The sequence below is a fragment of the Macrococcus carouselicus genome (assembly GCF_004359515.1).
Taxonomy (GTDB): Bacteria; Bacillota; Bacilli; order Staphylococcales; family Staphylococcaceae; genus Macrococcus; species Macrococcus carouselicus.
Map to the genome: position 1 here is coordinate 175,183 of NZ_SCWD01000001.1, position 26,722 is coordinate 201,904.

The following is a 26,722-nucleotide window of genomic DNA, read 5'->3' on the forward strand; positions in this document are numbered from 1 at the left end:
AAGGAGATCCCATAAGGGATCTCCTCAGATTGAAGACAAACTCATTTTCGAACTGAGTTTGTCTTTTTTCAAAAAATAATAAAAAAGTAAGATGTTTTTTACATATCTTTAGTTACAGAATAAAATCCACCGTTATCTTTTAAATAAAATTGGAGATTAATACTTCTTGTAAGTGGACCAAAAGCAGAGTGGCCTAATCCATTTGCATATGCTGGTTCATAACCTGCATACTTTCTAATAATAGAAAGTTGAAATGATTGAATAGTACCACCGTAATGTTGTCCATACACACTTTTAATATATTTTTGGCCTGAAAGAGGTTTATAAACTCTCACATAATAGCCCATTGATCCCCAAGTTCCACTCGTTGTTACATGTAAAATTCTGTCTGCCTGTAAAATCCCACCAACATCACTTACAGCTTTATTTGGTTCATTTTTGTCTATTACACAAGAAACTGATAATTCTTCAATTTTTTGCTCGATAAAAGAGCCATCTTCAAAAGTTTTGGTGATTTTAGAATTTATATCGCTAGTTACAATATCATTTGTGTCTAGATATTTTTCTGCTTCTGTTTCTATACCTGCATTAATTTTTTCAGCAAGATCAGAAGCTTGGTTAATAGATACTCCATTTTCTGTTAATTCATTAGGAGTTACAGTTTCATCAGTTGCAGCATAAGTTGATAAAGGATAAAAAAGTGAAGAAGATAACACTAAAGCAGCGATCGGCAATTTTTTCTTCATACCAAAACCTTCAATTTTTGTAATTTATTTGAATACAATGTAACATTACCTTAATATTCTGAAAATATAAAGGAGAATATACATGTTTAGTGAAAATTTTTGGGGGATAGCTGTTCCTGTTGGATACTGGTTATTAGAATTTTTATTTATTATTGTATTGATAATGATAATTTTGGCGTTATATAAATATATAAAAAATCACTAGTGTTGCATAAATAAATACAGAATTTTCTGAACTTGTATTTTCTACGAAAATTTAAAAATTGAAAACACCTAAACAGAGGTAGTCATCATCCATTTTTTTACTGAGCTTATTACGCAATAACTAAGCGACATTTTTTAGTGACTATCAGGGGACATTCTTCCTGATTCTACGAATCAGATGGTGTCCTCTGCTCCATACAGAAGCTTTGAGTAACCTGGTGATCTGCAGGATACTCTTTCTACTCTTATTCTTTAATTTAATCAGTACGTTCAGACAGTAGACAATCAAAGCGATATAAACCTGATTGGAGACAGCTGTCTCCGAACAGCCGTAAAATGTTTTGACGTTGAGATACTGTTTGATCCATTTAAAGAACAGTTCAATCGCCCAGCGTGATTTGTAGATTTCGCCGATCTCCTCCGGAGATAAGTCAAATCTATTGGTCACTAAGACAAGGTTTTTGCCTTTGTCATCCTGAACAGTCACACGGCGAAAGTAATGCTCTGTCCTGTTAGTCGTTGTTCCAAGAACCACCATCTCATCTGAAATGACGCTGCTCTGTTCGCCGGTAACAAAATCGTGAATGACTCTATGAACCGCATTAATCCGTAATCTGGATACGAAGAAGTAGCCTTCATCAGTCATTTCATCAAATCTGCTGTACTGTACATATCCACGGTCAAAAACGTACATACATTCCTTGTCATCCACTAAAAGCTCCAGATGATTCTGATCATTCTCACAGGCATGGGTAAGGTAAAAATCGTCTGGATATGAATCATGATCTGCCATATGAACCAATCGTAGATGCAGCTTGACACCGGACTTTGTTTTTCTGAACTTTGCCCAACGATAATGATGAAGATTCAGAGGCAGTGTACTTGAGTCAATGATCTTCAGTGGTGTAGTGATCTTTCTCTTCTGATTGAAATGCGTCTCCTTCTGGATCTGGTCTAGAAGCTGATTGAAGATATCCTTGAAAATCTGTGTAGGAACGTCAGATAGTTTTCTACTCAGCTGAGAGTAGCTGATGGAATCAAAACCTAAGGTTTTCTGAAGTTTCTCTGAAAAAACACTATCACTGATAGCACGTAGACTTTCGGTCTCAAACAGCTGTGAATATAACAGGAGTTTAATGAAAGCACAGGTATCCAGCTTTTTTGTATAGTAATCCAGGTTCAGGATTTTCACCTGTTGAGAAACTTTCTTAAAATCTATCGGTGAAATCCATTGTTCAAATGATGATTTTCTAGTACACTTATCCATGATGTGATCCTTTGTATTGGATTTGGATGCGTGTAACTACCTCCAACCATTATAAAGGACTTTTTTTTGTACAGAAAATAAATTTTTAGAATATTCCATTTAAAACCGTAGGTTGGAATACTTTTATGCAACACTAGTGAAAGAAATTATACATTTATTATTATTGATATTAGTTTATTTGGCGAAACTTATAAAGTTGAAAATATATTAGATACTTTTAAAAATAATGATAAAGTTATCATTATAATTTTGGAGTCTTTATTGAAGCTTTCTCAACGAGGAATGGAACTTACAAATGCTGGTAGGAGTAGATGGTATATTCCTAAAAGTAATTTTCTTAAAAAGAATCTAACTGATAGGATAAAACTAGTGAGAGATTTAACCGGTAGCAATATTTCTAATTCTAATGCTCTTCTTTTAAATAGCATTTATTTGCTTGATAACTACAATTACTCTTTTGAAATACAGAAAAATAACAAAGATCTTTATCACAGCATTAAATATACATCTAATAGAATTATTAAAGAAATTTATTATAGTTCCGACAGCCAAGTATCAGAAATAAGTATGCCTTTTATATTTATTGAATTTCATGATACAAGTGAATACTTTTCAGAAATGTTCTTAAAATATTTAAATTCTTATTATTCTCAGTACAATTTATCTATAGATATAAGAGATAGCTTTGGATTTCTAAATATTTCATGTCAATATTTTATAGATAAGATTAATGATCATGCTACTTTTAAAATTGCATGTGGACACTTAAAAGGCTTTAAGTATTTTATAATGCAACAAGCTATATTAGAGACAGATTCTTTTGAATCGATAGAAGATTTTTTGAGTTTTCAATCGAAGGAGCTATAGAAGAATGCAAGAGATTTTTAAATTATTACTTGGACGGATAGCTACAAATATTGGCGATAGTATTATTTTAATAACACTGACATGGTATATTTCTCAAACATATGAAAAAACTGTATATTTGGGTTATTTAGGGTTTATCATAGGTATTATAGAATTATTAATTATTTTCATAGGACCGATAATTGATAGGTATAGTATAAAGGCGATTTTACTTATAGCTACTTTTATTCAAATTATAATAGTTTCTTTTCTAACTTTTTTACTATATTTAGATAATCTAAATTTATTAACAATATATATACTGATATCAATTTCAGTATTATGTAGTTCTATTATTTATCCTGCCGAAAATACAATAATTCCATCTATTGTTAGAAATACTAAAGAAATTTCAAAAGTTAATTCCGTTTTTCAGATATCATATAAAGTGTTAGATTTGTTTCTTAATAGTCTAATAGGTTTCTTATTAGCTATTATCCTATTAAAAACTTTAATGAGTATTACTATTGCAATTTTTATTATAGCTTTATATTTATTTTTGATTTTAAATATACCCAAAAGGTATAAGCAGAATGAAGAACAAAAAAGTACTAGCGTTATATCTAACTATTTTCAAGATTTAAGATTAGGCTTGAAATTTGTAAAAAAACCTCTTCTGTTAAAGTTATTACTTCCACTAACTATAATAAACTTTGCATACGCTGGAGGTATAGTTATATTTCCAAAATTAGGTGAGATATTTGGTGGAAGTATGTACTATGGAATTATCTTATTACTAAATGGGCTAGGTGTTTTAGTAGGTTATTTAGTAGCTCCAAATATTATTGCAAAAGTTAAATTCAATATAATACTACCGGTTGTATTTTTAACTATAGGAATATGTTGGATAGGAATATCCATAAGTTATAATCAAAATACTATATTACCTCTACTTTTTTTATTTCTTTCAAGTATAACACTAGGAATTTTAAACTTAGTTTTTATAACAGCCTTTCAAATTATTCCTCCTGAAAATCTTTTAGGAAGAGTAAATACAACTAACGAAACACTTATAAGCTTATTAGTACCGTTTGGATCTTTATTTGGTAGTATTTTAGCTGATACTTTTTCTACAATATCTTTTAACTTTTTCATTGTTGGACTTGTAAGCTTTGGACTGTTTATATTTTATAGTAGAGACAAAGATATCCAGAAAATATACAATCTGGAAAAAATAGATATATGAGATGAAGGCATGTTTGATGTAGTCATAATCGGTGCAGGACCAGCAGGTTTGTATAGTTCTATAGTATTAAAAAGAGGTATTCCTACACAGTCGTTGGAGGAAAAAGAAATCTCAGTGTGTATTTTGGAAAAAGGACATATAGGAGGATTATCCAGATATGCTCATATTCAAATTAGTAAAAGTTGGTCATTTTCAGGATCTAACTTAGCGAATACTTTATATCAAGAGTGTAAACAATTAAATGTTAATATCTATTCTAAATTGCAATTACAAGTTAGCCACCCTGACAAATCTAGTTCATATAGAATCCTAGGGATTCACTCAGTATGTCCTCATTGATTAGCTCCTTCAAAAAAACTTCCATCGCTGACTGTCCATTTAGTATCTTACGTGGATATCTGTTCATCCATTCCTGGATTCTATGGACGGTAGAAGCTGTTACAGTTGAAATGGGGATACCTTTAGGAATATGCCGGCGAATAAATCTGTGCTGATTTTCTTTCGTCCCTCTCTCCCAAGAGGCATAGGGGTGGGTAAAGTAGACTTCAGATAATCCCTTGAGGCATTCAGAAAGATCGCTGAATTCAGGTCCGTTATCTGATGTAATAGACTTGAATATTTTAGGGAAAGCATCTCCTGTTTCTTTTATCAGATGACGTAGTGCGTTGACTACATGGCAGCTTTGTTTACCATCAATCTTTAAGATAAGTTCATAGCGACTTTTTCTCTCAACCATGGTGAGGAGAACCTGGTCTTCGGCAGACTTCTGTCTGACAACGGTATCTATCTCCCAATGTCCGAAGGTCGTGCGAGTATCCACTGCATGAGGACGTAGTTCGATAGACTGACCCAGTACTTTTTTATTAATACGAGTAAAGCCTGTCGGCTTCTTATTCTTAAGCTTTAACTTCATCAGAAGATTGATATTACGGACTTTATCAGTTTTCTGTCAATCCAGTTATAGAGTGTCTTTATACAGGGTATGAATCTTTCTGGAAAAAGCTTAGCTTTCTCAGCAAGCATAATAACGGAAGCCGGAGACATTTCCTGATGTATCATCAGATGATCGGTCCATTCAACAAAGGGATTATCTGTAATGGGGAGAGGATGACGTCCTGACTTGATACGATTTTCAAAGTATCTATCCTGAGCAAGATCAGGTGAATAGACGCACTTGTAGTAAGTGTAGATTTTATTATTCTGTACCTGCCGGCTCTTTTGTGTGTACATGCCGCGCTTTATCTCATTATTGATGGTCTGTGGCGCTCTACCGAGCTTTCCGGCTATTTGTCTGTTTGAATACCCTTCATTGATCAGCGTCTGTATGATGATTCGTTCATCTCTAGAAAGGTGTTTGCCCTTAACGGTTTTCGTGTTACCATTGATATGCGTCATACGAATTCATTCCTTTATTGTCGGTGTGAGAACTACAATATTAACATGAATTCATCATGGCGTATTTTTTTATAAACAATTAATGTATCTTCCACCTTAGGTGGCTAACTTGATTGTATAACTTACCTCTACAGTCTGAGGAGATCCCATAAGGGGTCTCCTTTTTTGTCACAGTTCTTGACAAGGAAGTGCCGAGAACCGTGATAATGAGCAGATTATTTTAAGCACGACAGAGAACAGGCTAAACTAAGAGTACGAATAAGAGGAGGAGTTACATGAATTCATTTACTTTTTATAATCCGACGCAGCTGGTCTTTGGTAAAGATAGCATCGAAAAGCTGCCGCAGATGATCGCGCAGTTCACAGAAGGTAAGAAAATTCTGATGACATACGGCGGGGGCAGCATGAAGAAATCTGGTCTCCATGACCGCATCATGAACTTGCTGACTGACTTTGAAGTGACGGAATTTGGTGGAATCGAACCCAATCCACGCCTTGAAACAGTAAAGAGAGCCGTTCAAGTTGTAAAAGAAAATGATATCGACTTTATCCTGGCGGTCGGTGGCGGCAGTGTCATCGACGGGACGAAATTAATCTCAGCGGCGAGTACATCTGATCATGATCCGTGGGATATTGTCACGCGTAAAGCAATACCTGAATCCGCGGTTCCGTTCGGCACAATACTGACCATCTCAGCGACGGGTTCAGAGATGAATGCAGGCTCTGTCATCACGAACTGGGAAACAAATGAGAAGCTCGGCTGGGGTTCACCGCTCGTCTTTCCTAAGTTCTCGCTGCTGAATCCTGAAATACTCTATACATTGCCTGAGAATCAGACCGTAAACGGTATCGTCGATTCAATGAGTCATCTGCTTGAACAGTATTTCAACGAAGCGGAAAACAGTGCAATCGGTGACGCGATGATTGCGGGTGTGATGAAACAGATCATGGCAGCAGGGAAAGTGGCACTAAAAGAACCGCAGAACTACGAAGCACGTGAAACACTGATGCTTGGTGCAACAGTGGCGCTGAACGGCTTTATGCGCATGGGTTATAACGGCGACTGGGCTACGCATAACCTTGAACACGCTGTCAGCGCAGTACATGATATCGCACACGGCGCAGGTCTTGCCATTCTGTTCCCGGCGTGGATGAAATATGTCAGTGAAAAGCAGCCGGCACGCTTTGCTCAGTTCGCTGAAGATGTATTTGATGCTGACAGCAGTCTGTCAGAAGAAGAGAAAATACAGACAGGCATTAAAGGTATTGAAGACTACTGGACGTCAATCGGTGCACCAAGCCGCTTAAGTGACTTCAATATCAGTGAGGAAGACTTCGAGACATTTGCAGAGAAGACACTCTTCAACGGTCCATTCGGTAACTTCTGCAAATTGGACCGAGAAGATGTTCTGGCCATCTATCAGTTAGCTCAGTAAATAAAATCAACTCAGAACAGGGAAGCCGCTTATAACAGTGGCTTCCCTTTACGTTGGACTGTCGTCATTTCGCCACATCTGTTGAAGGTGCTTCCGTTGAGAAGTGCGGATTTTTCAAGTAAAATGAGGGATGAATTCAAATACAGGAGGCTATACGATGACACACATCAAGTTTGATTATGAAACGGCTCTTACTTTCCTGGGGCAGCACGAACTGGACCAGATGAGAGACCTCGTAAAAAACACGCACCATACGATTCACGAAGGTTCGGGTGCAGGCAGTGATTATTTAGGCTGGGTCGACCTGCCTGAAGATTATGACAAAGAAGAATTTGTCCGCATAAAAAAATCTGCCGATAAAATCAAGTCCGACAGCGAGATTTTACTCGTCATTGGTATCGGTGGCTCTTATCTAGGCGCACGTGCGGCGATTGAAATGTTATCCAAGACGTTCGATAACTTCGCACCGCAGGAAGGTCGTCCGCAGATCATCTTCGTCGGTCATCATTTATCCTCGACTTATGTCAGTGATCTGATTCACTATATTGAGGGTAAGGATTTCTCTATCAACGTCATCTCCAAATCAGGTACAACGACTGAGCCGGCTGTTGCGTTCAGAATCTTCAAGAAGATCCTTGAAGAGAAGTACGGCAAGGAAGAGGCGAAGTCACGTATCTACGCGACGACTGATAAGGAAAAAGGTGCGCTTAAGTCACTGGCAGACACTGAAGGCTACGAGACCTTTGTCGTGCCTGACGATGTCGGGGGGCGTTATTCCGTGCTGACTGCAGTGGGTCTGCTGCCGATCGCTGCTGCCGGTATCTCAATCGATGAGATGATGCAAGGTGCAGCTGCTGCTCGCAGTGACCTCTCAAGTTCCGAGCTTGAAGACAATATCAGCTATCAGTATGCGGTCATCCGTAATATCCTCTATAACAAAGGCTACACGATTGAAATGCTCATCAACTATGAGCCAAGTCTCATGTATTTCAATGAATGGTGGAAACAGTTATTCGGTGAATCAGAAGGCAAGGACTTCAAAGGCATCTACCCTTCAAGCGCCAACTTCTCTACGGACCTGCACTCACTCGGTCAGTATGTGCAGGAAGGCCGTCGTGATATCTTTGAGACAGTCGTGAAAGTCGCGACGCCTCGCGAAGATATCACGATTGAGAAGGACGAGAACGATCTGGATGGTCTGAACTTCCTGGCCGGTCAGACTCTCGACTTCGTCAATACGAAAGCCTTCCAGGGCACGCTTCTCGCGCATACTGACGGCGGTGTGCCGAATTTAGTCGTCGAAGTGCCTCAGCTTGATGCCTTCACATTCGGCTATCTGGTCTACTTCTTTGAACTCAGCTGTGCGATGAGCGGCTACTTGCTCGGCGTCAATCCGTTCAACCAGCCGGGCGTTGAAGCTTACAAACAGAACATGTTCGCGCTGCTCGGTAAACCTGGCTTCGAAGATAAAAAGCAGGAACTGGAAGCACGTCTCAATAAATAACCGGATGATCAGAGAAAACCGCGTATAGCGGTTTTCTTTTTATTTTCTGAAGGATAGTATAAACTGGTACTAAACACTTAAAAGAAGGTTAGTCGATGTTTCATGAATTATTCACACCTGCAACTCTGCAGCACTGGGTCGAGCAGCATCAGTACCTCGGCTTGCTTCTCGGCTTTCTGCTTCCCTTTATTGAAGCTTTTCTGCCGGTGCTGCCGATCATCGTCTTCGCGGTGGTCAATGTCAATGCGTTCGGACTGCTTCTGGGGTTTCTTCTCACCTGGAGCGGTGCAGTTATCGGCGCCTACGCTGTCTTTCTTCTGGTCAGACGGTACGGTCAGAGCCGATTTGTCGCCAGGCTGAACAGGCATCCTTATGTAGAGAAGCTGATGTGGCGTATTAATGAAAATGGTGCATTTCCGCTCTTTGTGCTGCTCTGTTTCCCGTTCACACCGTCCAGTCTGATCAACATCGTCGGTGCGCTGTCGAACATCAGACAGCACCGTTATCTGATGGCGGTCATGGCGGGGAAGGCAGTGATGCTGATGCTGCTCAGCTATATCGGTGCCGATCTGCAGTCATTTATCAGTCAGCCGCTTAAATCAATTGCTGTTCTCCTTGTGCTCATTGCACTGTGGTTCCTCGGCAAGAAGGTGGAAGACTATTATCACGGACAGGATAGATCCTTATGAAAAGAGGGTTCATCTATTTAAGTTTCCTGCTTATCTTTCTGCTGTTGTTCAGAACCTTTTTATTCAGTTCTTATGTAGTCGAAGGCCGGTCGATGGAACCGGCACTGCATGACGGTGACCGGGCAGTGGTCAGTGTGATGGGGGACCTTCTGCAGCCGCTCGAGTCCCGCGATATGATTTTCTTCAGGATGAATGAAGAGACATTCGTCAAACGGGTGCTCGCAGTACCCGGCGATTATCTCGCTGTTCATCACCGTTATCTCTATGTGAACGGCGAGCGGTATTCGGATACAAAGGCAGATTACCAAGAACTGCTGAATATCAGTGAATCAAACGGGCAAGTTGTACCAGAAAAATGTTATATTGTATTAGGAGACAATCTGCAGGAGAGTGCCGATTCAAGAACGTATGGCTGTATTGCAGAAAATGATATTATCGGTAAAGTCATCGGTCACTTTGACCTGAAATTTAATGAATGAGGTGTCTTGCTTGAAAAAAGAAATATATGAGTGGCTGGTGGCAATCCTCGTTGCTGTAGCGCTTTATTTTATTATTCATCAGTTTTTATTCCTGGTCTATACGGTCAACGGTGATTCTATGCATCCGATACTCAAGAACGGGGAGAAGGTCATCGTCAGTAAAATCAACTATACAGTCGGCGATATTGACAATGGTGACGTCATCGTCTTCCATGCCGACAAGAAAGACGACTACGTCAAGCGTGTTATCGGCATATCGGGTGACAAAGTCATGTATAAGGACGACCAGCTTTATATCAATGACAAAAAGGTCGATGAACCTTATCTTGAAGAGAACAAACTCTCCAAGACCAATGTTCAGCTGACTGAGAATTTCTCGGTGAAAGATATCACAGCACCGTCAGTGGCAACCATTCCGGACGGCAAGCTGCTGGTACTGGGAGATAACCGCGAAGTAAGCAAGGACAGCCGTTACTTCGGGCTGATTGATGAGGACCAGGTGGTCGGCGAAGTAGCACTGCGCTTCTGGCCGTTCAATGTATTCCATTATAATTTCGATCCAGCAAAATAAGCATCAGACACTTTTTATATCCGTATAAAAAGTGTTTTTTGATAAGGAGGATAATATGTCAGTCAAACTATTACTGGGCAGACGCGGCAGCGGTAAGACCTATCACATCATGACATCCATTAAAGAGGAGATCAGAGCGCTTCCGCTCGGTGACCCGATTATTGTCATCACCCCTAAGCAGAGTACGTTCACTTTCGAGCAGCAGCTGGCAAGAGATCCTGAAATCAAGGGGAGTCTCCGTGCCTCCATCTATGGTTTCGACCGTCTCGCATGGCGCATCATGAGCGAGGAGGGCGGGCTGTCTGAGGAGATGATCTCTGGATCGGGGATTGAGATGCTGGTGCATATGATCTTAAAAGAACAGCAGGATAACCTCCAGCTCTTCCGCTCATCTGCACGGTATTACGGCTTCAGCCAGAAGGTGACAGAAGCCATCAAAGACTTCAAGAAGTACGGTGTCGATGCTGAGACACTTCAGATTTTAAGTGCTGATGGTACTCTGCCGGTACGCACGCAGCATAAACTCCACGATATTGCGCTCATCTATGACCTGCTTGAGAAAAGTCTGGCCGGTCATTATACGCAGTCGGAGGATATTCTGCATTTTCTGTATGACCGTATCCCGCATGCAGCATCTATCCGGCACGCCGATATTTATATCGATGGCTTCCATAACTTCACAACGCTTGAATATCAGGTCATTCAGCAGCTGGCCCGTCATGCAAAGTCCATGACGATGACACTGACTGTCGATCTGACCGAGACGAATGAAACATTCCGTAAGACACGGGAGACCTATGACTTACTGATGGAGACACTGAACGGTGCCGGCGTGGAGGTCTCCGTGCAGCAGCTGGCGGATTCAGCACGCTTCAGAAATTCAAGTCTCGCACTGATTGAACGTCAGTTCGATGCGCTGCTGCCCGGGACCGGTGAAGCAGCAGGCGTCACAGTCAGTGAAGCGGAGAGCATGCGTAAGGAGGTCGAACACGTCGTCAGAACGATACATCGTCAGGCGCGGCTGAACCAATACCGTTATGTGGATACAGCTGTCCTCTATCGTGATGACAGCTATATCAGTCTGTTCAAGGAATATTTCGCCAAGTACCATGTGCCGTACTATACTGACAGCAAGGAACAGATGATTCATCATCCGGCTGTTGAACTGATTCGTTCGCTGCTTGACTTCATCAGCCAGCCGTGGCAGACGGAGCATTTGTTCAGAGCGCTGAAGACGGGTCTGTTATCCCGTCGCTTCGATATGCAGCATGATCAGCTGCTGATTGATATGCTGGAGAACACGGTGATAGAACGCGGCCTGTCATTTAACCGCTGGCTTGAGGATTCACGTTTCTTCTATGATAAGCGGAAACCATACGGTGAAGAGGAATGGCTCAGAATGAACCAGTTCAGAACGTATATCACGCCGGTGCTCACAGAACTGATTAACATTCAGGATGTGACAACAGCGCGGGAATTCGCGATGACACTGTACGAATTTCTGACTGCCATGAAGATTCCTGACTACCTTATGGCAGAGAAAGACAGGCTCGTCAAACAGGGACTGAATCATGAGGCGCTGAAAAATGAGCAGGTCTATATGGGTATCATCAATCTGCTCGATGAACTTGTCGAGATGATGGAGAACCAGGTCACGGATTTCCAGACGATGAAGGAGATGCTTGATGTAGGGCTGTCCACTCTCGAGTTCTCAGGCATTCCCCAGGCGCTTGACGAAGTGCAGCTGCTGAATATGGATCTCGCACGTATTGAGAATATACCATGTGTCTTTGTGGTCGGCTTCAATGAGGATGTACTGCCGCGGGCGAACAAGGATAACGCGCTGATCAGCGACCAGGACAAAGCGATGGTCGAAAATGTCTCAGACGTCAGACTGGCACCGTCCAGCATCGCTCTAACAATGGATGAAAGCTTCGTTGCCTATCAGGTGCTGACAAATGCGTCAGAAGAACTGCATATCACTTACAGTCTGATGGATGAAGGCGGAAATGGCCGTCAGCCGTCAAGTTACCTGAACCAGCTGCAAGCGATCTTCCCAGACCTGACTGTCCAGCGGCTCTCTGAGCAGAATTCTCCTGAAGCGCTGATTGAGACCATTGCAGTCGGCGTCAGTCATGCAGTTGAACAGCAGGACGCGCCTGAGTGGCAGTATGTCATCGACTGGTTGAGCCAGTTTGCGGTGTTCCGGGACATCATGAGTCTGAAAGATTATCGCAATGAGACCGTCCAGCTGAATGACAGCCGTTCGCAGAAGATCTACGGCCACGAAATCAAGGCCAGTGTCTCGAGATTTGAGACTTATAACAACTGTCCGTTCAAACATTTTGCGGAGCATGGTCTTAAACTGAATATCAGACAGCCATTCGAGTTCCAGCATTTTGAGCTCGGTAATATCTTCCACCATGCGCTGAAGATTATTTCCGAGGAAATAAAGGACTCCATCGTTACAATGAATAAAAAGGATATCGAACGATATGTCAAAGTGACACTGGAGCGGCTGGTGCCTGATGTGCAGTATCAGGTGCTGTTTTCAACAGCCTATTACCAGTATATGATTGAGCGTATCTCAAACATCCTGACTGAAACGCTGGCGGTTATTCAGACGCAGCAGTCCCGTTCAGCGTTCCGCATGGCACGCTTTGAACAGAACTTCACAGCAGACCCGGTGAATAACCATCAGTTTGAAGCTGCCAGAATCTATACGAAGCAGGGGATACCGATCTCCATCAGAGGTCAGATCGACCGCATCGACCTGCTGCAGGGTACCGACAAGGATTATGTCAGCATCATCGACTATAAGTCATCAGAGCATGACCTGAAGCTGAGCGAGGTTTATTACGGTAAGCAGATGCAGATGCTCACCTATATGGATGTGGTACTGCAGAATGCTGACAAGCTGTCAGCGCGCCCACTTGATCCTGCAGCCATGCTCTATTTCCATGTGCAGCAGCCATTCCTGCGTTATGGCACGCGCGAAGAGACGCTGGAACATGATCAGGCTTATTTTGAGGCCTACCGTCTTAAGGGCTTCGTGCTGGACGATCTTGAGATTGCCCGGAAGCTCGATACCGGACTTGAAGCAGGGACGAAGTCAGGGGTCATCCCGGTCAACCTGACCGCAAAAGGTGTGTTCGACAGCCGCTCCAGACGTCTGACGAAGCGGGAGATTGAAGGCCTGATTGACATCAACCGGAGCAACTATATCAATACGGCGAGCGCCATCATGGACGGCGGAACAAAAGTAGCGCCGCTTGAATTCAATAAGCAGCTGCCGTGCACGTTCTGTGCCTTCAGTTCAACTTGCCATATCGACCCGGTCATCAATGCAGGTGATATCAGACGAGTGGACGAAAAGATAGATGTCAAAGCACTGCTGAAGGAGGAGACAGATGAGGACTAAACCAATAGACACACAGTGGACGGATGCGCAGTGGCAGGCAATCACCGCACAGGGCAGTGATATTCTGGTCGCTGCGGCGGCGGGCAGCGGTAAGACAGCTGTTCTTGTCGAACGTATCATTCAGAAGATCGTCCATGATAATGTGGCACTCGATGAACTGCTGGTCGTGACGTTCACCAATGCCAGCGCCAAGGAAATGAAGGAGCGTATTCATCAGGCCATTAAACGAGAGGTCGTGAATCATCCCACTGATCATCTGAAGGAGCAGCTGGTGAAGATTCATGCGGCTGAGATTTCGACATTGCACCGGTTCTGTCTGAATCTTATCGAGCAGTACTACTATACGATTGACCTGGATCCTGCCTTCAGAACGGCAAGCGACGAAGAAGGAGCGCTTCTTCTGATGCAGTCACTGGATGAAGTGATGGAGAAATACTACCAGGCACCGACCGACAGTTTTCTGCGGACCAATCTGCATCTGTCAAATGACCGCAATGACCAGGCACTTCGCGAGACGGTTCAGAAGCTGTATTACTTCGCTGTCGCGAACCCTGAACCACGGAAATGGCTGGCAGAACTGCCTGACCTCTATAGAAATGTCACGCTGGACCATCCGATCATCGAGACGATGCGGCAGAGGGTCATAGAAGAGATAGAACGCGCACTGGAGCTCTTCCGGGAGGCGACTGCTGAACTGGACAGCCCGGTCTACGAGAAGCAGTACTTGAAGGCCGAGGCCTATATTGCAAGGCTCGAACAGATTTCCGGTGACTTCGAATCACTCTACCATCATCTATCAGCGCTTGAAAAATGGTCGACGCCGACTTTCAGGTTCAAGAAGGAGATGGAAGACATGCGCCTCGATTCTGAATCTGAAGAACGAATCAAGGCCCAGTACCTTCAGGCGAAGGATATACTCATGAATCTGCAGTCTGATTACTTCTTTGCGCCGCCTGATGACCTGATCGCTGACTTGAAGACGATGGCGGATGAGATGGAGCTGCTCGGCCAGCTGACGACTGAAGTCATCGAGACATTCACGAGGAATAAGCGTGAACGTAAAATCCTTGACTTCAGTGATTATGAGCATCTCGCACTTGATATCCTGCTCAATGACGGTGATCCGACACCGATCGCCCTCAGTCTGCGCGATAAATATAATGAGATTCTGGTCGATGAGTATCAGGATACGAACCGAGTACAGGAACGTATTCTGCAGAGTATCAATCACGAACATCTCTTCATGGTGGGAGATGTCAAGCAGTCCATCTATAAGTTCCGTCAGGCGGAGCCCGGTCTCTTCATCGATAAATACAGACGTTTTGACGGTGATATCGGCCAGGTTATCGATCTGTCCCGTAATTTCCGTTCAAGACAGGAAGTCATTGAGGATACAAATAAAGTCTTCCGCGAGATCATGGATGAGTCAGTCGGAGAAGTCGACTACGACGAACGTCAGCAGCTTTACTTCGGGGCTGATTTTGATGATGCGCCGCATGCGACAGAGCTGAATATTCTCGTCAAGGATGAAGCATCTGACCATATGGAAAGTGAATGGATAGCGGCTAAGATCAAGTCGATTGTGACAAACGGTCAGGTATATGACAAAGGGGTCTATCGCCCGGCGACATACCGCGATATCGTCATTCTTCAGCGCCAGGTCTCCGACACGAGCAGCCACCAGCTCGTCTTCAAGAAATATGGCATCCCGTTTCACGTCAACAGCCGTACCGGTTACTTTGAGACAGATGAAATCAGAACGATCATCAGCTTACTCCGTATCATCGACAATCCGCTGCAGGATAATCATCTGGTCGGCGTACTGCGTTCTCTGCTCTATCAGTTTGATGAAGAGGAGCTTGTTGATATTCGGCAGTCAGACAAATACTTCTATCAGGATATGCTGGACTATACAGAGAATTACCGCACGCCGCTCACCCGGAAGATCCAGCAGTTCCTGGAGGCACTGGACACCTACCGTAATATTGCGCGTACGATCAGTGTCAGACAGCTGCTTGAAACACTTTACGATGAGCTCTACATCGTGGAGAAATTCTCGCTTCTGCCAGGAGGCGGCCAGCGCCGGGCGAACCTGCTTGGTCTGCTGTCGAAGGCTGAGGACTTCGAACGCTCAAGCTACCGGGGACTCTTTCAGTTCATCAGATACATCGACAATATGCTCGAGAAGAACAAGGATTTCGGTGAAGTCAATATTCTGTCAGAGGAAGCGGACGTCGTAAGAATAATGACCATCCACTCAAGTAAAGGACTGGAGTTCCCGTACGTCATCTATGCAGAACTCGGCAAGCAGTTCAATCTGCGTGACCTGACGGGTGCTGTGCTGCCGAACCAGAAGCTTGGCGTTGCGATCACTTACTATGATCAGCTCAATCACTTTTCATATCCGACACTCCTCAGTCAGTACTTCAAGAAAGAAGGACGACGGGAGAGTATCTCGGAATCGATGCGTCTGATGTATGTGGCCTTCACCCGTGCCAAAGAACAGCTCATCCTCGTCGGTTCAGCGACCGTTAAAGAACTGGAGAAATGGCAGCAGGCGGATGTGCGGGACGCTGCTTTTCGTCTCGCTGCTTCAAAACCACTGGAACTGATTGTGGCAGCAGATGTGCTGGATACACATATTATCAGAGAAATCGAACCGATGACAGCTGCAGCAGCAGGGGAAGAAGTGAAGGTCCAGGCGCAGTCACCAGACTGGCTCGTTGAGCGAGCGGACTATCACTATCCTTACACGGAGCTGAACAAGCTGCCGACGAAGGAATCTGTTTCCGATATCAAGCGTCAGACGGAGGTGGATGACGACGCGACGACATGGACGCTCGTCAATCAGTATCAGCTGCAGCGGGAGACATTCGAACGACCGAAGTTCATGTCAGAAGTGAAAAAGACAGCTGCTGAACGCGGTACACTGATGCATACCGTGATGCAGCACTTCCCGTATGACGGCAACGTGAAGACGCCTGACGATATAGAGCGTCTGCTGGCGCATCTTATCGCTCAGAAAATCATCTCAGCAGAAGATACGACCGTGCTGAATCGAAACGCACTGATCCGCTTCTCTGAATCTGAGCTCTATCAGGAGATGTCGCAGGCAAAGGAACGCTACACAGAGCTGCCGTTCGTTATCGGCAAGACCTATCTGGTGGATGAATCATTCACTGACTCCACTGTGGAACCGCTTGTGCAGGGGATGATTGACTGTGTCTATCTGTATAATGACCGGTATTATTTCGTCGACTTCAAGACGGACCGTCTGATTGCACGACGCGGCGGCACAGTTCATGATGCCGCCCTGGAAGCACGTTCAAGATATGCCGTCCAGATGAAATATTACAGGAAGGCACTGGAAGAAATGCTGGGTCAGCCTGTAAAAGGATACCTGTATTTCTTCGATTACAAGGAATTAGAGGTTGAATGATGAAATATATATTACTGCTACTCGCACTGACTGCGCTCATTATAGAGAGTAGTATCCGTTATGCGCACCCCTACCGGCTGACAGTGCCGACTGATTATTTCGAACAGCCCGAGCTATCAATTTTTCTGCTGGTGACGTTTCTGACATTCGGAGTCGGACAGGTGATTATTCCGCTTATGCTGCACCGTGAAGAGCTGTCGCTCAGAACGATTCTGCTTATCCTGCTCATCGGTCTCTCAGATAAATGGCTGCTCAGTTCAGACGGCTATATCCTGGCACTCGGCACCGGTTTACTGCTTGCGCATTTTATCAGGAAGAGCTGGGCGGGCTATCTGCTGTTCGCTGTAGGTATTTTCCTGATCGCTGTCCCGCTGCTGATTCTGTACTTCCCGGCAGAGACCTTTATGGCTGCTGCTCATTTTCAGGAAGTGGTGACGCTCTATCAGTCAAATGATTATATGAGCTACATTCAGACCGGTCTGACATCAGGCTATATCTGGATAATGGCCACTGCGCTATTTATTGTGCTGCCGCTTCTGCTGATCGATCTGAACCAGGTGCCTTACCGGTATATGACAGCCATCATGCTGTTTTCAGCAGGGGTCATCCTGAAGACATTTGTCACGCATTCTGAATCTGTACTGGTCTTCAGCTTATTGATGATGCTGGGCGGACTGCTGCAGGGCATCAGCCTTTATCTCATGCTGAGAGGCACAGCGAAGTTCACGGTGATTCCTGTCTTAGCATTCAGTTCCTTGCTGCAGCTTATTACGTTTACAGGTGTCGGCTTCGGAGACTACAGGAATCTGTCAATTGACCAGGTGCTGCTGCGTGCGGCTGTCATAGTGATCAGTGTGATTATCATCTATTTTGTGTCATCACATAAAAAACATGCTAATTATTAAAATATTCTGTATAATGTAAAGCAAACGCAGAAGGAGTGACCGAGATGAAATTTCTTTCATTTGAATATCAAGGTAAGGCAACATATGGCGTCAAAGTAAAACGTGAGGAAGCAGCGTGGATGCTGCCTGCCATCTTTGCGGCATTCGGTTCAGGTGACTATCCGCAGACATTGCTGGAAGGTCTGCAGCAGAACGCCCAGATTGACTTCCAGGAAGCGGTCCGTCAAGTAGTGGCTGAAGCGGAGAAAAGTGATGATAAAGATTCGTACAAAGCACCCTTCAAGGACATTAAATTTCTGCCGCCGGTGACACCGACGAACAACGTCATCGCAGTCGGACGTAACTATAAAGAGCATGCAGAAGAACTCAACAATGAAGTGAACCGTCTCTATGTCTTCACGAAAGCACCATCCAGTCTGATCGGTGACGGCAATGAGATTCCATTACACGCCGATGTGACGTCTCAGCTCGATTATGAAGGTGAACTGGGTATTGTCATCGGTAAATACGGCCATAAGATACCGAAAGGTCTCGCGCTTGATTACGTCTACGGCTATACCATCGTCAATGATATCACAGCGCGTGACCTGCAGAAGGAACACCTGCAGGCATTCCTCAGCAAGAGTCTGATCGGTGGCTGTCCGATGGGGCCTTATATCGTGACAAAAGACGAACTGCCGACACCTGAAAACGTCAGTATCGTCACAAAAGTCAACAATGAGATCCGTCAGGACGGCAGCACATCAGATATGCTGCTGAAGATTGATGACTTGATCGCTGAAGTCTCTAAATATGTCGCACTGCATCCAGGTGATATCATCGCGACAGGTACGCCGAGCGGAGTAGGTGCAGGTCTAAAGCCGCCAGTCTTCCTGAAGACAGGGGATGAGGTCAAGGTTTCTATCGATGGCATCGGTACGCTGGTGAATACTATCGGAGAATAAGGATAAGAACAGAAAAGAGCCATCCGCTCTTTTCTTTTTTTTCGTCTTAATTATGTTAAACTGATAATAAACTACGTGAAAGGAGGATATATATGTTACACTTGCATATTTTAAGCTGGATTTTAGCAATTATTCTGTTCTTCGCAGCTTATGAGAATTTCTCTGACCGCCAGGGACCGAGCCCTTATTTCACGCCGCTTCATATGCTGCTCAGATTATTCATGTTACTGACACTGATCAGCGGCGCAGTGGTCTTTTTCCAGACAATGGGCGGCGACATGGCAGCACAGTATGGGGTCAAATTTTTACTGGGCCTGATCACCATCGGTCTTATGGAGATGACGTTGGCTAAAAAGAAAAAGAAAAAGTCTTCTCGTAATTTCTTCTTCTTAGTTATTTTATTCGCATTACTGACGATCGGTATGGGTATCTGGTTACCTATGGGCCCTCTTACAGCCATGTTCAACTAAGCTGATTCTTCGGAATCAGCTTTTTCTTATGAACTTTTTATGAAATAAGCCACAATATGGCCCTCTTCAAGTATAATTTAAAGTATTAAGCGAATAGAGGGATACTGATGAGAAAAATAATATTACTTTTAATGACGTCGCTCATGCTGGCGGCACCGGTCGCGCAGGCTGACGTCAGACCGCAGCCTAGAATATACAGTCTGGTCGTGGACCGGTTCATGAACGGCACGGAGAAGAATAATGCACATATTATCAATGAGCATAATGACAAGCTGCCATATGGCGGAGATTTTCAGGGGATAGAGTCCAAGCTCGATTACATCAAGGATATGGGCTTTAATATTATCCATATCTCGCCTGTTTTTAAGCATGAAGAGAACGATTATCTCGGCTATAAAATCAGCTCGTATGATCAGATTGACGATGTATACGGTGGTGACAAAGTCTTCAGGGAGCTGATCAGAAAAGTACATGCGAAAGATATGAAGATCATTGTCGATATGCCGATGGTTGCGACAGAAGAATTCACACCTGCAGAAACAACGACGATGAATGAGCTGCAGCAGAAATATTACGGTGACACACCGATCATTGACCTGCAGGACGCAGAAAACCAGCGCCGGTATGAAGAGAAGATGATGGCCTTCACCGAGAAGTATGATGTAGACGGGCTGTCGGTGTATGCCCTCCAGAACAACCTGGATGCCGCAAAAATCATGCCGGATATGCCGATGAATATCGCTATCCTGAATAAAGGCAATCAGGCGAAGAACTTCGATTATATCCAGAAAGAGGAGACGACGCTGAAGCTTGCGAACGGCTTCAAGAATACAGACCAGCAGCTGCCGGAGCAGTTCGAGCAGCATGAACTGCTGGCAGCGGATAATTTCTTCATGCAGCGCTTCACTAAATATGCCGCAGATGAGAATATGTTCCCGGGCACGCGCATCAAGCTCTTAATGAGCTATCTGCTCAGTCAGCAGCAGCCGATCAGCATGACTTATGGCACTGAGATTGCGATGAACGGGGCTCAGATGCCTGAGATGCACCAGCTGCTTGACTTCAGAACGGATAAAGAAGTGGCGGATTATCTGAAGGCGACTTCTGGTGTCTTTGATAAGTACCGTGAAATGTTCGATGGTAAGATGCATGTTCTGATGAACAATCACGGCAATCAGGTCATCCATTATGACACGAATAAAGTCGACTTTGTCTATAACCTGAATAATACAAGCAAATCGACAAGAGTCGAACTCGGAGAAGATGTCGTGCCGCAAGGGAAGATGTTGAGCGGTCTACTTATCGGGGATGCCATACACGAAAAAGACGGCAAGTTTAATCTGATCACAAACCGCGAGGAAGCGGAACTTTATGCGCTTGTCGACGATAGAGGGCTCAATATGGGATATGTCTTTGCTTCAGTCGGCATCATCATCCTGTTCACGCTGTTCATCCTGATCGCATCAAGAAGGTCAAAACGAAATAAATAAAGTAAAGGCACCGCTGATCTTTTATCAGGGTGCCTTTACTTTATTCTGCACGGTAACCGATCATATTGATGATATCTTTCGGTGAGGAGAAGGGAGGGGCATAAGCGATCTCGATATCCTTCAGGTCATCGACAGTCATGTTGTTCATCATGGCGGTTGCGATGACGTCAACGCGTTTATCAACACCCTGCTTGCCGAAGAAGCAGGCGCGCAGAATCTGCCGGTTGTCCCTGCGGTAGTAGACTGAGACGTGCATCGGATGAGACTGCGGCATATATCTCGCGGTCGGGTATTGATCAAATGTGACCTGCAGTGCGTCGTAGTTCCTCACTTCCGCCTCGCTGATACCGACGCTTGCAATCGCATGATCGAAGAGACGGAGGATATTCGTGCCGAGGAGACCCTGGAATGCCTGTTTCTCTCCGGCAAGATGTTCTGCGATCAGACTTGCGGCGCGATGAGCACCCCAGGCAAGGGCGACCGTCGTCCGGTCGCCGGTATGACGGTAGAATGTTTCGATGGCGTCACCGAGTGCGTAGACATCTTCAGCTGTCGTACCGAAATAATGATCTGTCTTAATATAGCCTTTATCGTTCAGTTCGATGCTGCTGTTCTTCAGGAACTCTGTATTCGGAGTGATACCGACGGCTTCAATGATGAGTTCATACTGACCGGTCAGGCCCGATTTAAAAGTCACAGTCCCGTTGTCAATCGTGTCCACTTCATCATTCAGCTGCAGCCGGATTTCATGATCTGTCAGCAGTTTTGTCAAGTGCGGCAGGAACTGGGCATCCATTGTCTTCAGCAGTTGTTCACTGCGATGGAGGAGCGTGATATTCAGTCCACGGTTCTTCAGATTCTCGATCATCTCGATACTGATATAACCGGCACCGATGATCAGCGCATTCTTGACTTCCTTTTTCTCGATATGCTGTTCGATGATGTCCGTATCTTCAAGCGTGCGCACAGGAAATGTGATGTCAGAGTCCGTCAGCTGGGGCAGTCTGACCGCCCTGCCGCCGGGACTGAGTATCAGTTTGTCATAACTGTCAGTTGACGTCTGACCGGTCAGATGGTCCAGCACCGTCACGGTTTTCGCTGCTGTATCGACTGCCGTCACTTCGTGATAGAGTTTGACGCTGATATCTTTCTTCTCCTTGAACGACGCTGCGGAAGCCTGCACCAGGTGATTCCGGCTTTCGATGATATTCCCCAGATAATAGGGCAGACCACAGTTCGCGAAACTCATATCGCGACTCTTCTCGTAGACGATGATCTCGGCATCCGGCAGCACACGTCTTACTTGAGAAGCGACTGTCGCACCACCGGCAACTGCGCCGACCACAATGATTTTCATAGCATTCACTCCTTACAGGTTAAAGTAATCGGCTAAGAATACACCGATACCGTCATCGTTGTTCGACAGCGTCATCACGTCCGCTTTTTCCTTCAAGGCCTGGATGGCATTGTCCATCGCGACACCTATACCGGCGTATTCGATCATTTCAAAATCATTATCCTCGTCTCCGAAGGCAATGATATTCTTCTGTTTGATGTCCAGATATTCCGAGACGTACTGAATACCGACCGCTTTATTGATATCTTTACGGACGAGCTCGATAACCGGATAAGGAGCGCCCCAGCGGCGATGCTCAATCTGTTCAGCATAGACTGCACTTAGATGTTCACGTATAGCAGGTACGTATTCTTCCTCAGCCTGTATCAGAATACTCGTCGGTCCTTCCTGGAGACTGATGCTCAGATCGCCGCTTTTAACGACCGGGTCTCCCATATTGAAGCCTTGGAACAGCAGTTCATCATGATAATGGAAGTAGACGTGATCCTTCACTTCGGCGATGATATTCTGGATATTGAGATTCTCGACCTGCCGGAAAATATCACGGGCGATGTTGAGGTCAAGCGGGGTATGTACAGCTTTAAAAGTATCATCACTCGGATGATGGATAAACGCACCGTTGAAGTTGATGATAGGTGCATCCAGACCGAGTTCCTGGTAATAGATTTCACTTGCGCGGTAAGGCCGGCCTGTCGAGATTATCACCTCATGTCCGTCCTGTTTAAGCTGAGTTAAGATCTGTTTCGTAAAAGATGAAATGGTTTTATCATCTGTCAGTAATGTGCCATCGAGATCGAGGCAGATTAAATGTTTGTCTGTCATTGAGGTCAATCCTTTCTATAGGTATCATATCATTTAATTGGCGTGAGTTAACGAATTTGTTATAGTAGAATCAAGAGACGGAAGGAGTGAACAGAATGGAAGAAGCAATGAAAGACAGTATCCTCGGCGCACTTGAAAATGTCATCGACCCTGAACTTGGAATCGACATCGTCAACTTAGGGCTTGTCTACCACGTGGAGATGGACGAGGACGGGATCGTCACAGTCGATATGACATTAACATCAATGGGCTGTCCGATGGGACCGCAGATCATTGACCAGGTTAAAACAGCACTCGGCGAACTCCCTGAAGTGAAAGGTGTAGAAGTGAACATCGTCTGGAATCCACCATGGAGTAAAGACATGATGAGCCGCTACGCAAAAATCGCATTAGGTGTCAGCTAAGATTCAGATAGAATAAAACCGCAGCATCCTTATTGAGGACACTGCGGTTTTTTCGGTTTAAGCGCGCTGATTAGTAGAGTGCGAGTTCCAGACAGAGTAACCTTGACGATAGCCGGTTGACACCTTCCCGGGTCGTGCCGCACAGGTTAGGGAGGTCATTGTTGGTCATCTCCACATTCAGCAGGACACCTTCTGCTGAATGGACGCCGTAAGTATGACTCAGCCGAATCAGTATGGAGTAAAGTGCACCTTTTTTACCGAGCGTCAAAAGGTCACGCATCTTATAGTCATTCTTATCATTCTCGTTCTGCAGCCATAGCATCCGCTCACTTTTCACCATTATAACACACTGAAAATGGTCTTAAGGCGTCCTCTATGTCATAGTTTCACTTTTGGTCATCAATCTCAAGCATGATGTTTGGCAGTTCACTAAAACGGTTATATAATAATGTTAAAGGTCAAATATAGTCAAATAGTTAATGAGGTGAATGACATGAATGCAGATAAAATGACTTACAATGTTCAGACAGCCATTGAAGTGGCCCAGAATGATGCGATTGAGCGCAAAATGCAGGCGATTGAGCCGGAAAGCGTGATGCTCCACTTCACAGAGAATCCTGACAGCATGCTGTCGACGGTGTTCGAGCGTGCCAACCTTGATATCAAGGTCTATAGAACGAAGCTTGAAGAGAAGCTGGCAGCTATGCCGACAGTCAGCGGCGATAACATGCAGTATGGTCAGTACTTGAGCAACGGACTGAATCAGCTGATGCAGCAGGCGGATAAGATTCAGGCGGAAATGTCAGATGACTATCTGTCTGTCGAGCACCTGATTCTGGCAGCGGTCGTCCAGCATCCTGTAACACGCGACTTTGTCGGCAACAAAGCTGACGTCATCAAGGAAGTCATCACACAAATCAGAGGAGGAAACCACGTGACATCACAGAACCCGGAAGTACAATATGAAGTCCTTAAAAAATATGGCCGTGACTTAGTAGAAGAGGTTCGCAACGGTAAGATGGATCCCGTTATCGGCCGTGACGAAGAAGTCCGTAATGCCATCCGGATCTTAAGCCGCAAAACAAAGAATAACCCGATCCTGATCGGTGAACCCGGTGTCGGTAAGACCGCTATCGTCGAAGGACTGGCGCAGCGTATCGTGCGTAAGGATGTACCGGATTCACTGCTCGGGAAAACCATCTTCGAACTTGACTTGAGTGCGCTTGTTGCAGGCGCTAAATTCCGCGGGGAGTTTGAAGAACGTCTGAAAGCCGTCCTGAAAGAAGTGAAGGAAAGTGATGGTGACATCATTCTTTTCATCGATGAGATTCATATGATGGTCGGAGCCGGTAAGACTGAAGGCGCGATGGATGCCGGCAATATGCTGAAGCCGATGCTTGCCCGGGGCGAACTCCACTGTATCGGTGCGACGACGTTGAATGAATATCGTCAGTATATCGAGAAGGACTCAGCGCTTGAGCGCCGTTTCCAGAAAGTGCTTGTCACTGAACCCGATGTGGAGGATACAGTCTCTATTCTTCGTGGTCTGAAAGAACGTTACGAAGTGTATCATGGTGTCCGCATCCAGGATAGAGCACTGGTCGCAGCAGCGGAACTGTCTGACCGCTATATCACAGACCGTTTCCTGCCGGACAAAGCGATTGATCTGGTCGACCAGGCCTGCGCAACAATCCGGACAGAGATGGGGTCCAATCCGACTGAGCTGGACGCGGTCAATCGTCGCGTGCTGCAGCTCGAAATCGAGGAGAAAGCCTTGAAGAACGAAGAAGACAGCGCGAGCCGTCAGCGTCTGGAAGAACTGCAGAAGGAACTTGCAGACGAAAAAGAGAAACAGCAGATGTTAGCGGCGAAAGTCGATAAAGAAAAATCACAGATTCAGGTCGTCCAGGAGAAACGTTTTGAACTGGATCAGTATCGGACGCAGCTTGAGGAAGCGCAGAACAACTATGACCTTGCGAAAGCATCAGAACTTCAGTACGGCAAGATTCCTGAGATCGAAAAAGAACTCGCACAGCTGGAGGATGACTTCCAGGAAGAGACGAAAGGGACAGACCGTCTGATCCGTGAAGTGGTCACCGATGAGGAAATCGGCTATATTGTCTCACAATGGACGGGTATTCCGGTCAGCAAGCTTGTTGAAACTGAAAAAGAGAAGCTGCTTAAACTCTCTGATATTCTGCACGAACGCGTCGTCGGTCAGGACGAGGCAGTCGACCTTGTAGCGGATGCCGTCGTTCGCGCGCGTGCCGGCATCAAGGATCCGAACCGGCCAATCGGCAGCTTCCTGTTCCTGGGACCGACCGGAGTCGGTAAGACAGAACTTGCAAAAGCACTGGCCAGCACGATGTTTGATTCAGAGAAACATATGATCCGCATCGATATGAGTGAATATATGGAGAAACATGCAGTGGCACGTCTGATTGGTGCCCCTCCAGGTTATGTCGGTTATGAGGAAGGCGGTCAGCTGACTGAAGCGGTCCGTCGACAGCCGTATTCCGTGATTCTGCTGGATGAGGTAGAGAAAGCGCATAGTGATGTCTTCAATGTGCTGCTCCAGCTGCTTGACGAAGGTCGACTGACTGACTCGAAAGGACGCAGTGTCGACTTCAAGAACACGATCATCATCATGACAAGCAACATCGGCTCACAGTCTCTCCTGAATGGTATTGAGAAGGGTGAAATCACTGAGGAGGCGCGTGCTGCGGTTGATACAGCGCTGCACAGCTACTTCAAACCTGAGATTCTGAACCGTATGGATGATATCGTCCTCTTCAAGCCGCTGAGCGCAGACGATATGACCTATATCGTCGACAAGATTGTCGATCAGCTGAATCGCAGACTGATGGATCAGCATATGTCCGTCACGGTCGATCAGTCAGTGAAAGAGTGGGTGGCAGAGGAAGCTTATGAACCTGAATTCGGTGCGCGTCCACTGAAACGTTTTGTTCAGCGCCATATTGAGACACCCCTTGCACGCCTGCTTCTGCGGAATAATCTCGAGGAAGGCGCGGAGATTCACGTGACGATGACAGACGGTAAAGTAGATATGAAACTTCTATAATACAG

General features: G+C 45.1%; 21 protein-coding genes and 1 pseudogene. 16 read left to right on the forward strand and 6 right to left on the reverse strand.

Going from position 1 to position 26,722, the window contains the following annotated elements:
- Window positions 1–98: 98 nt before the first annotated feature.
- Together ERX40_RS00960 and ERX40_RS00965 are read right to left on the reverse strand one after the other, a co-directional pair.
- Window positions 99–746 carry a hypothetical protein gene (locus tag ERX40_RS00960; protein WP_133416628.1) on the reverse strand — a complete coding sequence of 216 codons (648 nt, stop codon included), beginning with the start codon at window positions 744–746 and terminating at the stop codon, window positions 99–101.
- A gap of 349 nt (window positions 747–1,095) precedes the next feature.
- Window positions 1,096–2,217, reverse strand: a complete 1,122-nt coding sequence (locus tag ERX40_RS00965; RefSeq protein WP_133416629.1) for an IS4 family transposase — start codon at window positions 2,215–2,217, stop codon at window positions 1,096–1,098.
- Between the two features lie 282 nt (window positions 2,218–2,499).
- Here ERX40_RS00965 and ERX40_RS00970 point away from each other — a divergent pair, with 282 nt between their 5' ends.
- The 3 genes from ERX40_RS00970 to ERX40_RS00980 are packed head-to-tail and all read left to right on the forward strand — an operon-like array spanning window position 2,500 to window position 4,648.
- Window positions 2,500–3,084, forward strand: a complete 585-nt coding sequence (locus ERX40_RS00970) for a hypothetical protein (RefSeq protein ID WP_133416630.1) — start codon at window positions 2,500–2,502, stop codon at window positions 3,082–3,084.
- A 4-nt stretch (window positions 3,085–3,088) separates the two neighbouring features.
- The gene (locus ERX40_RS00975) at window positions 3,089–4,309 is read left to right on the forward strand and encodes an MFS transporter (RefSeq protein ID WP_133416631.1); all 1,221 of its coding nucleotides are present in this window, start codon (window positions 3,089–3,091) and stop codon (window positions 4,307–4,309) included.
- A 9-nt stretch (window positions 4,310–4,318) separates the two neighbouring features.
- Entirely contained in the window at window positions 4,319–4,648 is a 330-nt protein-coding gene (locus tag ERX40_RS00980) for a hypothetical protein (RefSeq protein WP_133416632.1), read from the forward strand.
- Here ERX40_RS00980 and ERX40_RS11615 read toward each other — a convergent pair.
- A pseudogene (locus ERX40_RS11615) lies at window positions 4,602–5,704 on the reverse strand (IS30 family transposase). The gene ERX40_RS00980 and the pseudogene ERX40_RS11615 overlap by 47 nt on opposite strands.
- 275 nt (window positions 5,705–5,979) lie before the next feature.
- On the opposite strand from ERX40_RS11615, the gene ERX40_RS00990 reads away from it, so the two are divergent.
- From ERX40_RS00990 to ERX40_RS01040, 11 genes are all read left to right on the forward strand, one after another.
- Complete coding sequence (locus tag ERX40_RS00990; protein WP_133416633.1) at window positions 5,980–7,140, forward strand: iron-containing alcohol dehydrogenase; 1,161 nt, start codon at window positions 5,980–5,982, stop codon at window positions 7,138–7,140.
- A gap of 157 nt (window positions 7,141–7,297) precedes the next feature.
- Window positions 7,298–8,644 carry a glucose-6-phosphate isomerase gene (locus ERX40_RS00995; RefSeq protein WP_133416634.1) on the forward strand — a complete coding sequence of 449 codons (1,347 nt, stop codon included), beginning with the start codon at window positions 7,298–7,300 and terminating at the stop codon, window positions 8,642–8,644.
- Between the two features lie 95 nt (window positions 8,645–8,739).
- Window positions 8,740–9,333 carry a TVP38/TMEM64 family protein gene (locus ERX40_RS01000; RefSeq protein WP_133416635.1) on the forward strand — a complete coding sequence of 198 codons (594 nt, stop codon included), beginning with the start codon at window positions 8,740–8,742 and terminating at the stop codon, window positions 9,331–9,333.
- Window positions 9,330–9,812: a signal peptidase I gene (gene lepB, locus ERX40_RS01005; RefSeq protein ID WP_133416636.1), complete on the forward strand. Its 483-nt coding sequence runs from the start codon at window positions 9,330–9,332 to the stop codon at window positions 9,810–9,812. Before ERX40_RS01000 ends, lepB (ERX40_RS01005) begins: the two co-directional genes overlap by 4 nt.
- Before the next feature lie 10 nt (window positions 9,813–9,822).
- A complete protein-coding gene (gene lepB / locus ERX40_RS01010) occupies window positions 9,823–10,383 on the forward strand; it encodes a signal peptidase I (RefSeq protein ID WP_165980609.1) in 561 nt (186 codons plus the stop codon).
- 55 nt (window positions 10,384–10,438) lie between these two features.
- Window positions 10,439–13,804 (forward strand): helicase-exonuclease AddAB subunit AddB, encoded by a 3,366-nt coding sequence (addB, locus tag ERX40_RS01015; protein ID WP_133416638.1) that lies wholly within the window; start codon window positions 10,439–10,441, stop codon window positions 13,802–13,804.
- Window positions 13,794–17,243, forward strand: coding sequence for a helicase-exonuclease AddAB subunit AddA (gene addA, locus ERX40_RS01020; protein WP_133416639.1), 3,450 nt, complete (start codon window positions 13,794–13,796; stop codon window positions 17,241–17,243). The genes addB and addA overlap by 11 nt, the downstream gene beginning before the upstream one ends.
- Window positions 17,243–18,148: a hypothetical protein gene (locus tag ERX40_RS01025; RefSeq protein WP_133416640.1), complete on the forward strand. Its 906-nt coding sequence runs from the start codon at window positions 17,243–17,245 to the stop codon at window positions 18,146–18,148. Before addA ends, ERX40_RS01025 begins: the two co-directional genes overlap by 1 nt.
- Before the next feature lie 44 nt (window positions 18,149–18,192).
- A complete protein-coding gene (locus ERX40_RS01030) occupies window positions 18,193–19,092 on the forward strand; it encodes a fumarylacetoacetate hydrolase family protein (protein ID WP_133416641.1) in 900 nt (299 codons plus the stop codon).
- Window positions 19,093–19,184: 92 nt separating this feature from the next.
- Complete coding sequence (locus ERX40_RS01035; RefSeq protein ID WP_133416642.1) at window positions 19,185–19,562, forward strand: DUF1516 family protein; 378 nt, start codon at window positions 19,185–19,187, stop codon at window positions 19,560–19,562.
- A gap of 107 nt (window positions 19,563–19,669) precedes the next feature.
- Window positions 19,670–21,052, forward strand: coding sequence for an alpha-amylase family glycosyl hydrolase (locus tag ERX40_RS01040; RefSeq protein ID WP_133416643.1), 1,383 nt, complete (start codon window positions 19,670–19,672; stop codon window positions 21,050–21,052).
- A 40-nt stretch (window positions 21,053–21,092) separates the two neighbouring features.
- Here the strand turns inward: ERX40_RS01040 and ERX40_RS01045 are convergent, their stop codons facing one another.
- Window positions 21,093–22,409: a CoA-disulfide reductase gene (locus tag ERX40_RS01045; RefSeq protein ID WP_133416644.1), complete on the reverse strand. Its 1,317-nt coding sequence runs from the start codon at window positions 22,407–22,409 to the stop codon at window positions 21,093–21,095.
- A 12-nt stretch (window positions 22,410–22,421) separates the two neighbouring features.
- Window positions 22,422–23,231, reverse strand: a complete 810-nt coding sequence (locus ERX40_RS01050) for a Cof-type HAD-IIB family hydrolase (protein ID WP_133416645.1) — start codon at window positions 23,229–23,231, stop codon at window positions 22,422–22,424.
- A 95-nt stretch (window positions 23,232–23,326) separates the two neighbouring features.
- Here ERX40_RS01050 and ERX40_RS01055 point away from each other — a divergent pair, with 95 nt between their 5' ends.
- A complete protein-coding gene (locus ERX40_RS01055; protein ID WP_133416646.1) occupies window positions 23,327–23,635 on the forward strand; it encodes a metal-sulfur cluster assembly factor in 309 nt (102 codons plus the stop codon).
- A 70-nt stretch (window positions 23,636–23,705) separates the two neighbouring features.
- Here ERX40_RS01055 and ERX40_RS01060 read toward each other — a convergent pair whose 3' ends face one another.
- Window positions 23,706–23,975: a cyclic nucleotide-binding domain-containing protein gene (locus tag ERX40_RS01060; protein ID WP_133416647.1), complete on the reverse strand. Its 270-nt coding sequence runs from the start codon at window positions 23,973–23,975 to the stop codon at window positions 23,706–23,708.
- Between the two features lie 153 nt (window positions 23,976–24,128).
- Here ERX40_RS01060 and clpB point away from each other — a divergent pair, with 153 nt between their 5' ends.
- Entirely contained in the window at window positions 24,129–26,717 is a 2,589-nt protein-coding gene (gene clpB, locus ERX40_RS01065) for an ATP-dependent chaperone ClpB (protein ID WP_133416648.1), read from the forward strand.
- The last annotated feature ends 5 nt before the right edge of the window (window positions 26,718–26,722 follow it).